The following is a 16,327-nucleotide window of genomic DNA, read 5'->3' as shown; positions in this document are numbered from 1 at the left end:
TGATTTCATTCAGTTTATTCGCCTTTTTCGCAATCTTTTTTTATTTCCTCCCATCTATTTTTATAAAAATGGCATATTTATTTACCTCAGAATCTGTTAGTGAAGGGCATCCGGACAAAGTTGCCGATCAAATCAGTGATGCATTATTGGATAGTTTTTTGGCTTTCGATCCCGAAAGTAAAGTAGCTTGTGAAACCTTGGTAACTACGGGGCAGGTAGTCCTGGCCGGTGAAGTTAGGAGTGATACGTATTTAGATGTTCAGAATATTGCACGCGATGTCGTAAATAAAATAGGATACACGAAAGGGGAATACCAATTCAGTGGCGATTCATGTGGTGTTATTTCTTTGATTCATGAACAATCACAAGACATTAACCAAGGTGTTGACCGTGGGTCTAAAGAAGAGCAGGGAGCTGGGGATCAGGGAATGATGTTCGGTTATGCCACCAAGGAAACCGAAAATTATATGCCTTTGGCTTTGGATATTTCCCATAGGATATTGCAGACCCTCGCAACCATTAGAAGGGAAGGGACCGAGATTTCATATTTAAGGCCAGATGCCAAGGCCCAAGTAACTATTGAGTACTCCGACGATAATGTTCCGCAGCGTATCGATACTATCGTTGTATCTACACAGCATGATGCTTTTGATGCTGATGATGATAAGATGCTTGCCAAGATCAAGGAAGATATTATTTCAATCTTAATGCCGAAGGTAATTGAGCAATTACCGGAAAGCGACCAAGCTTTATTCGATGATCAAATAAAATACCATATAAATCCGACCGGGAAATTTGTAATAGGAGGTCCGCACGGTGACACGGGACTTACGGGAAGAAAGATCATTGTGGATACTTATGGTGGTAAAGGGGCACATGGTGGTGGTGCTTTCAGTGGTAAGGATCCTAGTAAAGTGGATCGTAGTGCAGCTTATGCGGCACGCCATATTGCAAAAAATTTAGTAGCTGCTGGCGTTTCAGATGAAATATTGGTACAAGTAAGTTATGCCATAGGCGTTGTAGAGCCAACATCGATTTTTGTAAACACCTACGGCACGTCTAAAATTTCATATTCAGACGGGGAAATAGCGACCATAGTATCGCAATTGTTCGATATGCGTCCTTTTGCCATAGAAGAAAGACTTAAGCTTCGTAACCCTATTTATTTGGAAACCGCAGCTTACGGTCATATGGGTAAAGAGCCCCAGACAATAACAAAGATTTTTGAATCCCCTTATAATGGTAGGATTGAAAAAGAAGTGGAGTTGTTCACATGGGAAAAATTGGATATGGTAGATGCGGTAAAATCCGCATTTAAAATGTGATTTTTTTTAAAAAGATTAGGAAAAACCAAATACACGGCCTTATATTTGCCGTTCAAAAGTTCAAACACATATTGAATTGTTATCAAGAAAGGTGGAGGGAATAGACCCTGTGAAGCCTTAGCAACCCTTTGCCTCCTGTGCAAAGAAGGTGCTAAATTCTATCTTGAGGCTGAATGTTTTCAGTATCCTTTAATTTAGGCAAGAATAGATAACGAAACGAATTACATTTTTGTAATTGTCTCTTTCTTTTTAACTTTTTGATTATTCCTAGTTGCGAATCGCAGCACAGGTACTAGTGTTTTGATTTATTTTATTAACAACATAAACAAATTAAAATCATGGGTAATCAAAAATTTACAACAAACGCATTGCATGCCGGTCATGACACCACGAAAACGGGTGGAACACGAGCAGTGCCTATTTATCAAACTTCATCGTATGTATTCGATAATACCGATCATGCCGCTAACTTATTTTCGTTGGCAGAGCTGGGTTTTATCTATACAAGGTTGAACAACCCGACCAATGAAATTTTACAGAATAGGTTGGCTGCTGTAGAAGGTGGTGTAGGTGCTGTGGTCTTTGCTTCAGGGACTTCCGCTATTTCCACAACTTTATTGACATTGTTAAAGGCGGGAGATCATATTGTGGCTTCCAGTAGTTTATATGGGGGTACTTTTAATTTATTGAACGTTACTTTACCAAGGTTGGGAATTACGACCACGTTCGTCGATGCTTCAGAACCTGCAAATTTCGGAAAAGCGGTACAAGATAATACAAGGGCAATTTTTGTGGAATCGTTGGGAAATCCAAAATTAGATGTGTTGGATCTAAAATCTATTTCAGAACAAGCCAAAACAGCCCAAGTGCCTTTCATTGTCGATAATACTGTTGCATCGCCAGCTTTGTTGAATCCTATTGAATACGGTGCGAACCTTGTGATCCATTCGCTGACGAAATATATCGGTGGCCAAGGAACTTCTTTGGGTGGTGCTGTAATCGATGCAGGTACATTTGATTGGGCAAACGGCAAATATCCGGAATTCACCGAACCTTCTGCAGGTTATCACGGTTTGGTATATAGCGAAGCCTTAGGAGCAGCGGCATTTACATTTAAATTGATTTTGGAAGGATTACGCGATTTCGGAGGTGCACTTAGTCCGTTTAACGCTTTTCAGATCATTCAAGGTTTGGAAACATTATCCGTTCGTATAAAGCAGCATAGTGAGAATGCGTTGGAGTTGGCTACATGGTTAGAAGGACGGGAAGAGGTCGCGTGGGTAAATTACCCAGGTCTGAAAAGTAGCAAGTACTACGATTTGGCCCAGGAATATTTGCCAAAAGGTCAAAGCGGTTTGGTGACATTCGGTGTAAAAGGCGGGTTCGAAGCTGCAAAAAAAGTCACCGATGCGACTAAAATATTCTCTTTATTGGCCAATATCGGTGATACGAAATCTTTGATCATCCATCCTGCGAGTACAACACACCAACAATTGACGGAAGAGCAACAAGAAACCGCAGGGGTAGGTCAGGATTTGATTCGTTTATCTGTGGGATTGGAAGATATAGAAGATCTTAAGGCTGATTTAGAACAAGCTTTTTCGACAATTGGATAATCGGATTTATCTTAAATTTAGAGTACTTTTCAACAGTTAGGTTAGGAGGTGTTCAAATTAATACAGAACTTATAGAATGCTACATCAATTAGAAATTAAAGATTTTAAGACAATAAGCGGAGTGTCCCAGGATATTTCACTGTCTTACCAGCTTTTTGGGAAACCACTTCATGAGGCACCTATTGTCTTGGTCAATCATGCGCTTACGGGAAACTCCAATGTAACTGGGCCCGACGGGTGGTGGTCTGCCCTGATCGGGGAGGGAAAATGTATCGATACCAATAAGTATACGATAATGGCCTTCAATATACCCGGTAATGGTTATGACGGTTTCGTCATTGAAAACTATAAGGATTTTGTAGCAGGTGATATTGCCCGTATTTTTTTATCGGGATTGAAGGCATTGAAAATAGATAAACTCTTTGCTTTATTGGGAGGTTCCTTAGGTGGGGGTATTGCTTGGGAAATGGCTGCGATTGACCCCAGTTTAACGACCCATTTGATTCCGGTTGCTTCTGACTGGAAATCTACCGATTGGTTAATAGGTAATTGCCAAATACAAGAACAGTTCTTGGTCAACTCCAAACAGCCGGTACACGATGCCCGTATGCATGCCATGCTTTGCTATAGAACGCCAGAATCTTTCAAAGAAAGGTTTAAGAGAAGTACCAATGAAGAGTTACAGGTCTTTAATGTGGAAAGTTGGTTAATGCACCATGGGGAAAAGTTGAAAGACCGTTTTCAACTATCCGCTTATAAGTTGATGAACCAATTATTGAAAACTATCGATATTACTCGGAATGGGGAATCTGCCTTCGTGGATCTTCAGAACAGTGATACCAATATACACATCATCGGGGTTGATTCCGATTTGTTCTTCACGGCAAAGGAAAACAAGGAAACGTTTAAGCAATTGGCACAGGCCAAAAGCAATGTTACCTATGGTGAGGTACAATCGTTACATGGGCATGATGCCTTTCTGATCGAGTTTGAACAAATGCAAAAACTCCTTAACGGAATCTTTAATGCAGATGGAAAGACCGACCGGGTTACCATATTGAAATTCGGAGGAAAATCATTGAGCAACGGGGAAGGTTTGGGCCATGTTTTGGATATTATTGTCAATAAGGTCGAAAACGGGGAGAACATTGCAGTGGTACTTTCGGCCAGGGAGAAAGCTACCGACCAGTTAGAGACCATGCTGGAAAAAGCGGCAAGGGGAGAAGATTATTCAAAGGATTTCACAGCTTTTGAAAACTACCAGACGCATACCTTTAAAAACGTGAACCTGGAAAAGGAGTATGAAGCATTGTTCAAATTATTCGAAGGTGTTTCCCTTTTAGGGGATTACAGTCCTAAAATCAGGGATCAGGTCTTGGCGTTTGGTGAGCTTATTTCCGCAAAACTGGTTACCAAGCTTTTAATAGGAAGGGGGATTAAGGCAAAGTTGATGGATTCGCGTAGATTGATCAAAACAGATAATACTTTTGGCGATGCCCACGTAATCGAAGCTCTTTCCAAAGAAAACGTATTGCGCGAATTTTCACGTTTGGATCATGATACTGTTCCTATTATAACTGGTTTTATAGCATCTACGGAAGATGATGAAACAACAACCTTGGGAAGAAACGGCAGTAATTATTCCGCGGCCATGATGGCCAATTACCTCGATGCGGTAGAGCTTCAGAACTATACGCATGTCGATGGTATATTTACAGCGAACCCTGATTATGTGTCAGAGGCAAAACGAATTTCGGAGCTTTCATATAGTGAGGCCAATGAATTGGCAAATTTCGGGGCAACCATTTTACATGCAAAGACCATTATCCCTTTGATTGAGAAAAATATTCCTTTACGAATATTGAATACGTTCAAGAGCGATAATGAGGGAACATTGATAAGTGCCAAATCCAATAAAGAGGGAATAAAATCCTTATCGGTCATAGAAAATGTAGCTTTGATCAATCTTGAAGGTAGGGGCTTATTGGGCAAAGTAGGTGTAGATGCCCGAATATTCAGATCCTTGGGGGATAATAATATTAGTGTAAGCATTGTGGCACAAGGCTCTTCGGAACGGGGGATCGGTTTGGTAGTGAATGCGGATAAGGCACAAAAGGCCAAGCTGGCCCTGCAGCACGAGTTTGCCCATGACTTTCAGTCGAAAGACATTAATCAGATAACAGTTGCAGAAGATGTTTCCGTTATTTCAATTGTGGGCCAAGACCTAAGTACCTTCCATAAACCGTATAACGCTTTAATAAAGAATCAAATAGTGCCGTTGCTTTTCAATAATACGGTATCGGGTAAGAACGTAAGTTTGGTGGTTCGAAAAACTGATTTGAACAAAGCGCTAAATGTTATGCACGGACAGATTTTTGGAATTAGCAAAAAAGTCAACATCGTTGTTTTTGGGCATGGTAATGTTGGTGGAACGTTAATAGATCAGATCCTTAAATCTTCGAAAACCATAGAAAAACGTAAAGGCATCGATTTGAATGTTTTTGCCGTAGCAAATTCGAAAAAGGTTCTTTTGAATAAAAAGGGCGTTTCAAAGAATTGGTTAGCGGCCTTGGAAGACAAGGGTGTACCCTATGAAATAGGGGATATTTTCGAGTATGCCAAAAAGAACCATTTAGAGAATTTAATTGCTGTGGACAACACCGCTAGCCAGGATTTTGTCGCCCATTATTTTGACTTGGTGGAAAATGGATTCGATTTGGTTTCCTCGAACAAAATAGCAAATACCCTTGGGTTCGATTATTATCAATTGCTGAGAGAGGAATTGGATAAAAACCAAAAACAGTATTTATATGAGACGAATGTAGGGGCTGGCCTACCGTTGATCGATACCATTAAATTATTACATTTATCGGGAGAGAACATAACACGGATCAAAGGGGTTTTTTCAGGCTCGTTGAGTTATATTTTCAATACTTTCTCAGAAGCCGACGCCTCATTTGCGACCATAGTTGAAGATGCCATGAACAAAGGGTTCACTGAGCCCGACCCTAGGGAGGATCTCTCTGGTAATGATGTAGGTCGTAAACTTTTGATTCTTGCGCGTGAGTTGGATCTTAGGAACGAGTTTTCTGATATACATATTCAAAACCTTATTCCGGAGGAATTGCGAACAGGAACGGCTGATACGTTTTTAAGTAAGTTAAACGTGTTGAACGAAACCTTCAACGAGTTGAAGAAAAATCAAAAACCAGATCATGTGTTGCGCTATGTTGGTGATTTACATGGTGATTTAACAAAGGAAAAAGGTACATTGGAAGTGAAATTGATATCGGTCCCAAAAGAAAGTGCTTTAGGACAGGTAAAAGGTTCGGATTCCATTATAGAAATATACACGGAATCCTATGGGGAACATCCATTGGTCATACAAGGCGCAGGAGCAGGTGCGGCGGTAACGGCAAGGGGTGTGTTCGGGGATATTTTAAGAATCGCGGAAAAAGGGTGATTATGAATAAAAAGTATGAGTTTGAAACGGAAGCTATTAGAACACAGTTAGAACGTTCGCAATTTTTGGAACATTCGGCTCCATTATATTTAACTTCCAGTTTTGTGTTCGAAGATGCCGAGGATATGCGCGCTTCGTTCGCGGAAGAAAAAGAAAGGAATATCTATTCCCGATATTCCAATCCCAATTCATCAGAGTTCATTGAAAAGGTCTGCAAGATGGAAGGTGCAGAGGACGGTTTTGCCTTTGCTTCAGGTATGGCGGCTGTATTCTCGACCTTGGCTGCCTTGTTAAACAGTGGTGATCATATCATTTCTGCCCGGAGTGTCTTTGGTTCAACTCATAGTTTGTTTACGAATTTTTTCCCCAAGTGGAACATTTCACATAGTTTTTTTAAGATAGATGAGTTGCATACCATTGAGGAAATGGTAACTCCACGAACTAAAATACTTTATGCGGAAACCCCGACCAATCCCGGTGTGGATGTTTTGGACCTCGAAGAGCTCGGCAAAATAGCCAAGAAACATAATTTGATCTTGATCATTGATAATTGTTTTGCATCTCCTTATTTACAACAACCTATAAAATTTGGTGCCGATTTGGTCATTCACTCAGGTACCAAATTAATGGATGGCCAGGGTAGGGTACTGGCAGGTATTACCGTAGGTAGTTCGGAATTGGTAGACAAAGTTTATCGTTTTTCTAGGATTACGGGGCCTGCATTATCTCCTTTTAATGCATGGGTGTTGTCGAAAAGTCTTGAAACGTTGGCGTTAAGGGTTGATCGGCATTGTGAAAATGCTTTGAAATTGGCCCAATACTTAGAGCAGCACCAAAAAGTGAATTGGGTTAAATATCCTTTTTTAAAATCCCATCCAAAATTTGAAATAGCCAAAAAGCAAATGAAAGCTGGTGGTTGTGTAGTGGCCTTTGAGGTAAAAGGGGGATTGGAAGAAGGACGTAAATTTTTCGATGCGATACAATTACTGTCTTTATCGGCCAATTTAGGGGATTCAAGAAGTATCGTTACCCATCCTGCATCAACGACCCACAGTAAGTTGTCGGCCGAAGAAAGGGCATCGGTGGGTATAAGTGATGGTTCGGTTCGGATCTCGGTAGGCCTTGAGAACATTAACGATATTATTCAAGATATTGAACAAGCCCTTGGTTAGTTTTACCATAATAGATAAAATGAATCTAAGATTTTGCATATCTTCGCAAAATGCTTTCCAAGAAAACGAAATACGGTTTAAAGGCTTTGAGTTACCTCGCTTCATTAGAAGATAGACAGCCTGTACAGATCGCTGAAATTGCGAAGCATGAAAACATTTCCCAGAAATTTCTGGAGAGTATTCTACTTACGCTCCGTAAATCAGGATTGCTGGGCTCTAAAAAAGGTAAAGGTGGTGGGTATTACCTCATTAAAGATCCCAAAGATATTTTAATGACCGACGTCATGCGTATTCTTGAAGGGCCAATTGCCCTAGTACCATGCGTAAGCCTTAATTTTTATGAAAAATGTGAAGACTGCCCAGATGAGGCAACTTGCTCGGTACATAAATTAATGCTGCAGGTCAGGGATAGCGCTTTGACCGTTTATAGGCATAATACCTTGGCGGATTTAATTAAGTAAATCTCGATTGTACTTAAGGTTTAACGATTTCCCTATTATTTAAAAGATTCGTCAATGATACCAATTATTGATCGATAATTCTTTTGATAAATAGCTTAAAATTTAAAAATCTACTAAATCAATAGGGTAAATCTAATATTTATAAAAAATTAACGTGTCAATTTCATATATAATTCTAAATTTGCATAGTCTATCAAATCGATAGGGTATTAAACTGAAACATAATGATTGCAGACCAATTGATTTTAAATAAAAAAACGACCAAGAGTGATTTTGGCACGGATAAAAAATCAGAAAGTCCAGTACGCAGTATAGCAAAAGCATTGAGCTGGAGAGTTGTAGGAACCTTGGATACGTTGGTTATATCGTATCTTTTGACGGGGGAAATCACCATAGCTGCGTCTATAGCTTCAATAGATTTTATCACAAAGATGATTTTGTACTTTTTTCATGAAAGGGCATGGAACCTTGTGAATTGGGGAAAAAAGTAAATCGATAAAAATTGGACTATGGCTTTTACTGAAGATCAAATCAAAGAATTAAATATAGAATTTAAGGATGCAAAGCCCGAGGAAATTATTTCTTGGGCCATTGAGCATTCAAAAAATGCTGTGGTGACAACGAATTTCAGACCTTACGAGGTTGTTATTCTCAATGCGGTTACCAAAGTAGAACAGGATATTCCTGTTGTATGGTGCGATACGGGATATAATACGCCCCAGACTTATGCCCATGCAGAGGAGCTGATCGGTACATTAAAATTGAATGTGAAATTATATGTACCCAGACAGACCGCGGCACATCGGGATGTTGTTATGGGTATACCTGGAATAGACGATCCAAGACATGCCGTGTTCACCGATCAGGTTAAATTAGAACCTTTTAAAAGGGCCATGGCAGAGATAAAACCCGATGTTTGGTTTACCAATTTAAGAAAAGGGCAGACCGCACTTAGGGATACATTGGATATTTTCAGCTTAAGTAAAGACGGTATTTTAAAAGTTAGTCCGTTTTATAGCTGGACAGATGAGCAGTTGGATAAATATTTGGAGGAAAGAAAACTTCCGAATGAACATAGATATTTTGATCCTACGAAGGTTCTTGAGAACCGTGAGTGTGGATTACACATCTAAATTAGATTTTTAGTATGGAATTAATGAAAGATACATCACACATAAACCCATTGGAAAATGAGGCCATTTACATTATTCGGGAAGTGGCGGCGCAGTTTGAAAAACCTGTTCTTTTGTTTTCCGGTGGAAAGGATTCGATAACCTTGGTACGTTTGGCGCAGAAAGCGTTTTACCCTGCCAAGATACCTTTTCCACTGATGCACATAGATACCGGTCATAATTTTCCCGAAACCATTGAGTTTCGCGATAGATTGGTAAAAGAATTAGGTTTGGAGCTTATCGTAAGGAATGTCCAGGACTCTATAGACCAAGGAAAGGTTAAAGAGGAGACAGGTCGTTATTCCAGTAGAAACGCGTTGCAGACCACTACCTTATTGGATGCCATCGAAGAATTCAAGTTCGATGCTTGTATAGGTGGGGCAAGACGTGATGAGGAAAAAGCAAGGGCCAAAGAACGTATTTTCTCTGTAAGGGATGATTTTGGCCAATGGGACGAAAAAAATCAGAGACCGGAATTGTTCGATATGTTGAACGGGCAAATTGATTTGGGTCAAAACGTTCGTGTTTTTCCAATAAGTAACTGGACCGAGTTGGATGTATGGTCCTATATTGAAAAGGAGAATATTGAAATACCATCAATCTATTTCGCACATAAAAGAAAAGTTTTCTTAAGGGACGGGATGATTTGGTCGCACTCTGATTATGTGTATCAAGAAGATCATGAAGAGGTGTTGGAAGAGCTGGTTCGTTTTAGAACGGTAGGAGATATGAGTTGTACGGCAGCCGTTTTTTCGGAAGCTGCGGATATTTCCAGTGTGGTTCAGGAAATCAGGGAGTCCACAATTTCGGAAAGAGGGGCGAGAATAGATGATAAAAGGTCCGAAGCGGCCATGGAGAAAAGAAAACAACAAGGATATTTTTAAATTTTTTCAAAATTTAAAATTTGCTTTTGACGTTTGGTCATCAGCTTAATCAAATCATTAAAATTTAGCCAGTAGCGAATAGCTAATGGCGAATAGCAAAATAGAATGGAAGTATTAAAAATTGCGACAGCCGGTAGTGTTGATGATGGTAAAAGTACCTTGATCGGTAGGCTTTTATATGATACGAAATCGTTGACTACTGATAAATTGGAGGCCATTGAAAAAACCAGTAAGCAGAAAGGATATGATTATTTGGATTTTTCCTTGGCTACTGACGGATTGGTAGCCGAAAGGGAACAGGGAATTACCATTGATGTTGCCCATATCTATTTTTCAACACCCAAGAAAAGTTATATCATAGCGGATACTCCTGGTCATGTGGAATATACTAGGAATATGGTAACAGGGGCATCAACATCACAGGCAGCGATTATTTTGATCGATGCTAGAAAAGGAGTGATTGAACAGACGAATCGCCACTTTTTCATCAATAACCTTTTGCGGATAAAGAATGTTATCGTTGCCATCAACAAAATGGATTTGGTTGACTATTCCGAAGAAACCTATAATGCGATTAAGGCCGATTTTGAGACTTTGATGGAGAAAAGGGATTATCAAGACCAGAATATCACCTTCATTCCGGTTAGTGCCCTTAAAGGGGATAATGTAGTTCATAAAGGTGAGAATTTTTCTTGGTATGATGGTAAGACCTTATTGGAGCATTTAGAACAATTGGATAAAAAGGATGTGTTCAACGTGGGTACACCAAGATTTCCGGTTCAATATGTTATTCGACCAAAAACAGATGAATTCCATGATTTCAGGGGATTTGCTGGTAAAGTCTATGGAGGTGAATTGAGTGTAGGGGATGAGGTCGTGGCCTTACCTTCCCAGACAAAATCAAAAATCAAGGACATTTATTTTTACGATAAGAAGTTCGAGACGGCTTCTAGACGTTCTTCTGTGACCATAACCCTAGAAGATGAAATCAATGTAAGTCGTGGGGATATGTTGGTTAAAGTCGGTGATATGCCGAAAATAGACAAACAATTTACCGCTACCATATCTTGGATGGATGCCAAAAACATGAATGCTGGTGGTAAATATATCATTCAGCATGGGGTAAACAAGGTCTTGGCCAAAGTTGATAGTATTCACCACAAGATCAATCCTGATTATTCGGGTATCGAAGAAGTAGATTCCCTAAAAATCAATGATATTGCCAAGGTATCTTTTAAATTGAACAAACCAATTTTCTTTGATGCTTTTAAAGATCATAGAACAAATGGGTCATTTATCTTAATAGATACACAATCCAATAACACGGTGGGTGCCGGTTTTATAAATTAGTTTTTTGAACACATAGCGAATTGACCAAAATTCAATCGCTTGTGGTTTTAATTACCTATTAAAACTATGGGCAAAATAGAAGAATATGGCAGGGTATTTTGCTTAAAATTTATCAATAATAGAATATGCGAAGTTTTAGAACAGAAATAGAAAATCCGGTGGTAGAAAAGGATATCATCGAGTTAGAGGCGAAAATCCGTCAGTTTAAAGATGGAAAGCTTGATGAAGAGAAATTCCGAAGCCTTCGTTTGGCCCGCGGTGTATACGGACAGCGACAGTTCGGTGTTCAGATGATTCGCATTAAACTGCCCTATGGTAAGGTAACATCGACCCAACTTAGAAGAATTTGTGAGGTTTCCGATGAATATTCAACCGGTAGATTGCATATTACTACAAGACAGGATATTCAGATACACTATGTGGATTTGGATAGGACGCCCGAGCTTTGGGCCCAATTGGAAAAGGATGATATAACATTAAGGGAAGCTTGTGGTAACACCGTAAGAAACGTAACGGCGAGCGAAACGGCCGGGATAGATGTTGATGAACCTTTTGACGTTTCACCGTATGCACATGCCCTTTTCGATTATTTTCTTCGAAATCCCATTAGTCAGGAAATGGGACGAAAATTCAAGGTTTCTTTCTCGGCTAGTGATGCAGATACGGGATTGTCCTATATGCACGATTTAGGCTTCATTGCCAAAGTGGAAAATGGGGTACGCGGATTTAAGGTCATGTTGGGCGGTGGTCTGGGATCACAACCCCGACATGCCGATGAGTTGTTCCCGTTTTTACCTACAAATAAGATTATTCCTTTAATGGAAGGTGTTGTGCGAGTTTTTGATCGCTATGGGGAACGAAAGAGTAGGTCTAGGGCAAGATTAAAATTTTTGTTGAAAGATGTTGGTTTGGAAGGTTTTAAACAATTGGTCGAAGATGAGAAGAAAGCAGTACCTTTAAAGTCATATGCTATAGTTGCCGAAACGTATCCAAAACCTAGTATTTCAACAATAACCGATGTGCCCCAAGTTGAAATAGCTGATAAAGCTGCTTTTGAAACGTGGAAATCAACGAATCTTGTCCCTCAAAAACAAGAAGGGTATGTGGCAATCGGTATTAAGGTACTTTTAGGTGATTTCTATACCGATAAAGCTCGTTTATTGGCAACATTGGTCGAAAAATATGCGGCTGGGGAATTACGTTTATCCCTACGTCAGAATATTTTGATTCCTTATGTGAAAGAAGAATTGGTACCTTTCTTTTATTCAGAACTCTTGAAAATGGGATTTGCGGATGCTGGTTATAATAAGGCAGTTGATATTACTTCTTGTCCAGGAACCGATACCTGTAATTTGGGAATTGCAAGTAGTACGGGAATCGCCACGGAATTGGAAAGGGTAATCAAAGCAGAATATCCAAAATATATTAATAACCCCGATGTACTTATCAAAATTAGTGGTTGTATGAATGCATGCGGGCAGCATAGCATGGCAAACATTGGTTTTCAAGGGATGTCTATAAAAACCAAGGATAAATTGGTTGCCCCTGCATTACAGATTTTATTGGGCGGAGGAAATTTAGGCGATGGTAATGCGGCCTTTGCGGATAAAGTTTTAAAAGTGCCAAGTAAAAGAGGACCGGAAGCCCTCCGCATTATTCTGAACGATTTTGAGGCCAATGGTAATGGGGCTTCTTATGTCACATACTATGCAGAAAAAGGAAAATCCTATTTTTATGACCTATTAAAACATTTAAGCAATTTAGATACGATCACCCCTAGTGATTATATCGATTGGGGTTCAGAGGAAAAATATCAAAAAGCGATCGGGGTAGGCGAGTGTGCGGGAGTGGTCATAGATTTAGTAGCGACTTTACTCTACGAAAGTGAGGAGAAAATCGTTAATGCGATTTCAGCCATTCATGAGCAAAAATGGGCGGCCAGTATCTATCATTCGTATACTGCAATGGTAAATGCGGCAAAGGCGCTATTGACTTCGGAAAATACGAAAACGAATACCCATATTAGTATAATAGAGGATTTTGATGAAATCTTTGTACAATCCAATCGATTAAAGGTCGAAGGTGGCTTTACCGATATGGTACTTCAAATAAAGTCAAATGAGCCTACTGAAACGTTTGCCAAGAATTACTTGAAGGAGGCTCAAGATTTTCTTGAGAGTATTGATGCATACAGAAAATTAGATTTATCCAATGTTTAAGCAACCCAAATTAACAGTGGTCGGGGCAGGGCCTGGCGATGTGGATTTGATTACCGTAAAAGGGGTCAAGGTCTTGGCAAGTGCCGATGTTATTTTGTACGATGCTTTGGTAGACGATGTCTTGCTGGGTTATGCGCCAAAGGCCGAACATATTTTTGTGGGTAAGCGAAGAGGGTGTTATTCCTATGAACAGGACCAAATAAATGAACTTATTGTAAGTAGGGCGTTGAGCCATGGTCATGTGGTACGATTAAAAGGGGGTGATCCATTTGTTTTTGGGAGAGGTGCTGAGGAAATGGAATATGCAGCTGCTCAAGGAATAGAAGTAGCTATGGTTCCGGGTATATCCTCCTCGGTGTCCGTACCGGCTTCCCAACAGATTCCTGTAACCAAAAGGGGTTCATCGGAAAGTTTTTGGGTAATAACAGGGACAACAAAGGAACATAAATTATCTGAAGATGTTCGTTTGGCGGCAAAATCCAATGCTACCGTGGTTATTCTTATGGGGATGAGTAAATTAGGTGCGATAGTTGATCTTTTCAAACAAGAAGGAAAGTCAAATATGCCCATTGCCATTATTCAAAACGGCACTCGAAAAAATGAGAAAGTCGGTGTAGGAACCATAAGTACCATTGTTAAGACGGTTGAAAAGAAGGAATTGAAAAATCCCGCGATTATTATTATCGGGGATGTGGTTAAACATCGAGAACGTATTTCGGAGCTTCAAAATAATTATTCAGAAAGTGATGTGCAAACAGATTTGCCTAACGGAATCAATTTCATAAAATAGGTATTCAAGGTCATTGATTGCTTTATTCTTAAAAACTTTGTTTGGGAATGATAGTAAGGCATTCCGAAACCCTAAATTTCTTTTATCACCTGTATTGGGTACTTGTTATCAGCGGTGCCATGGTCGATTGTCTTTCGTATTATGAATGTAGAATGGTTGTCATGGCTATGAAAAGGTAATGTTTGAATGGCTATTCCGACAAATCCAATGAATTAGACAAAAGCAAAAAGCTCGAGGTGGTTTATCCAGAATTCCTTCACTAGTAAATAATCATGTGATATACGGTCTAAATGCTTTTAAGGATACCCTTTAGGGGAACTTTGAGCAAAAGTTGTAAAGATGAGGGAAGGGTCAGGAAGTTTTTGACTACAATTGGTGAAATTTAAAGCAATAGCCTAAAACTAAGGTTATTCCTTGTTTTTGAGCAAACAGTGCCGTTAATTTGCAACGAGTTCTTTAATACATTGAAGAAGTTATCAAGAAAGGCGGAGGGACTAGACCCTATGAAACCTTGGCAACCCTTTTTTCCAGTCCGTTACGGGAATAAGAAGGTGCTAAATTCTATCAGGCCATGGGCGTGAAAGATAACCCCATCATAAGGACATATGTCTTAGCCCTTTCCTTGATAAATAAAAATAGTAGAGCGTTACCATTCAAAAAAAATGAATTTGGTCGGGCTATTACTGTGTTTTTTAAGAAACTACAGTAAAATATAGGAAAGATTAAATATTTATTTGGCAATCCGAAAACATGAAAGACATAAGGAGTATATTAAAAGAGAGGGTTTTGGTTTTAGACGGTGCAATGGGTACCATGTTACAGCGCTATAAATTTACTGAAGAGGATTTTCGTGGGGATAGATTCAAGGACTGGCCGAGTCCCTTACAAGGTAATAATGACCTTCTTTCACTTACCCAACCAGAGGCCATAGCAACGGTTCACGCCAAGTATCTTGAGGCGGGTGCCGATATTATTGAAACCAACACCTTTTCAGGTACTACCATAGCCATGGCTGATTACCATATGGAAGATTTGGTATATGAACTTAATTATGAAAGTGCCCGGATTGCACGTAAGGTAGCAGATGAATTCACGGCAAAAGAACCCGATAAACCACGTTTTGTTGCTGGCAGCATAGGCCCTACCAATAAAACGGCAAGTATGTCCCCGGATGTTAATGACCCAGGGTTTAGGGCTGTATCATTTGACGAACTACGAATTGCTTATAAACAGCAGGTTGAGGCTTTAGTGGATGGGGGCGTGGATCTTCTTCTTGTCGAAACTATTTTTGACACATTAAATGCCAAGGCGGCCCTGTTTGCAATTGAAGAAGTAAAGGAAGAACGTAAGGTTGATGTGCCGGTTATGGTAAGCGGTACCATTACAGATGCTTCAGGACGAACGTTGTCGGGTCAAACGGCGGAGGCATTTTTGATTTCCGTATCACATATTCCAATACTATCCGTAGGTTTCAATTGTGCACTGGGGGCAAGTCAGTTGGTGCCCCATTTAGAAGTCTTGTCTTCAAAAACCGATTTCGCGGTTTCGGCACACCCTAATGCCGGTTTGCCTAATGCTTTTGGGGAATATGATGAAACCCCCGAACAAATGGCGGAACAGATAAAAGAATATTTAGAAAAAGGATTGGTGAATATCGTTGGCGGATGCTGTGGAACTACCCCGGAACATATTTCGGCAATGGCAAGTTTGGTCAAGGGCTTTAAGCCAAGAAAATCTTTGGCAAATAGTTTAGAGTAGAAGTATATGGCATATATTGAATTGAATACACCGTTATTCCTAGCTATGGGTCAGGATTCTTTAAATAGAAATAGTTCTGTGGATTTTCAGGGACAGGGAAAAAACGCAAAGAATTGC

The 16,327-nt window shown here is 39.8% G+C and carries 12 protein-coding genes and 2 riboswitches; all 12 genes read left to right on the top strand.

The features are described 5' to 3' along the window. Positions 1-68 precede the first annotated feature (68 nt). The 12 genes from metK (at position 69) to GJ691_RS16805 (ending at position 16,210) form a co-directional block, all read left to right on the top strand. Positions 69-1,325 carry a methionine adenosyltransferase gene (gene metK, locus GJ691_RS16860; RefSeq protein ID WP_154369026.1) on the top strand — a complete coding sequence of 419 codons (1,257 nt, stop codon included), beginning with the start codon at positions 69-71 and terminating at the stop codon, positions 1,323-1,325. Positions 1,326-1,401: 76 nt separating this feature from the next. Continuing rightward, positions 1,402-1,540: riboswitch (SAM riboswitch) on the top strand. 123 nt (positions 1,541-1,663) lie between these two features. Then, on the top strand, positions 1,664-2,941 hold the full coding sequence (locus GJ691_RS16855; RefSeq protein WP_154369024.1) for an O-acetylhomoserine aminocarboxypropyltransferase/cysteine synthase family protein: 1,278 nt from the start codon (positions 1,664-1,666) through the stop codon (positions 2,939-2,941). A 76-nt stretch (positions 2,942-3,017) separates the two neighbouring features. Next, positions 3,018-6,404, top strand: coding sequence for a bifunctional aspartate kinase/homoserine dehydrogenase I (gene thrA / locus GJ691_RS16850; protein ID WP_154369022.1), 3,387 nt, complete (start codon positions 3,018-3,020; stop codon positions 6,402-6,404). A gap of 2 nt (positions 6,405-6,406) precedes the next feature. Then, positions 6,407-7,576: a trans-sulfuration enzyme family protein gene (locus GJ691_RS16845; RefSeq protein ID WP_154369020.1), complete on the top strand. Its 1,170-nt coding sequence runs from the start codon at positions 6,407-6,409 to the stop codon at positions 7,574-7,576. A gap of 50 nt (positions 7,577-7,626) precedes the next feature. Beyond that, a complete protein-coding gene (locus GJ691_RS16840) occupies positions 7,627-8,037 on the top strand; it encodes an RrF2 family transcriptional regulator (RefSeq protein WP_154369018.1) in 411 nt (136 codons plus the stop codon). 224 nt (positions 8,038-8,261) lie between these two features. After that, positions 8,262-8,528: a DUF2061 domain-containing protein gene (locus tag GJ691_RS16835; protein WP_154369016.1), complete on the top strand. Its 267-nt coding sequence runs from the start codon at positions 8,262-8,264 to the stop codon at positions 8,526-8,528. Positions 8,529-8,546: 18 nt separating this feature from the next. Then, positions 8,547-9,170, top strand: coding sequence for a phosphoadenosine phosphosulfate reductase domain-containing protein (locus GJ691_RS16830; protein WP_154369014.1), 624 nt, complete (start codon positions 8,547-8,549; stop codon positions 9,168-9,170). 23 nt (positions 9,171-9,193) lie between these two features. Continuing rightward, the gene (gene cysD / locus GJ691_RS16825; RefSeq protein WP_154369012.1) at positions 9,194-10,093 is read left to right on the top strand and encodes a sulfate adenylyltransferase subunit CysD; all 900 of its coding nucleotides are present in this window, start codon (positions 9,194-9,196) and stop codon (positions 10,091-10,093) included. Positions 10,094-10,198: 105 nt separating this feature from the next. Next, the gene (locus tag GJ691_RS16820) at positions 10,199-11,443 is read left to right on the top strand and encodes a sulfate adenylyltransferase subunit 1 (RefSeq protein ID WP_154369011.1); all 1,245 of its coding nucleotides are present in this window, start codon (positions 10,199-10,201) and stop codon (positions 11,441-11,443) included. A 125-nt stretch (positions 11,444-11,568) separates the two neighbouring features. After that, positions 11,569-13,662, top strand: a complete 2,094-nt coding sequence (locus tag GJ691_RS16815) for a nitrite/sulfite reductase (protein ID WP_154369009.1) — start codon at positions 11,569-11,571, stop codon at positions 13,660-13,662. Continuing rightward, positions 13,655-14,452: a uroporphyrinogen-III C-methyltransferase gene (gene cobA, locus GJ691_RS16810; RefSeq protein ID WP_154369007.1), complete on the top strand. Its 798-nt coding sequence runs from the start codon at positions 13,655-13,657 to the stop codon at positions 14,450-14,452. Before GJ691_RS16815 ends, cobA begins: the two co-directional genes overlap by 8 nt. A 470-nt stretch (positions 14,453-14,922) precedes the next feature. Continuing rightward, positions 14,923-15,043: riboswitch (SAM riboswitch) on the top strand. Between the two features lie 159 nt (positions 15,044-15,202). Further along, a complete protein-coding gene (locus tag GJ691_RS16805; RefSeq protein ID WP_154369005.1) occupies positions 15,203-16,210 on the top strand; it encodes a homocysteine S-methyltransferase family protein in 1,008 nt (335 codons plus the stop codon). Positions 16,211-16,327 lie beyond the last annotated feature (117 nt).

It is taken from the genome of Maribacter luteus (genome assembly GCF_009674825.1).
GTDB classification, from domain to species: domain Bacteria; phylum Bacteroidota; class Bacteroidia; order Flavobacteriales; family Flavobacteriaceae; genus Maribacter_A; species Maribacter_A luteus.
This window is presented reverse-complemented; position numbering and strand designations above follow the sequence as displayed.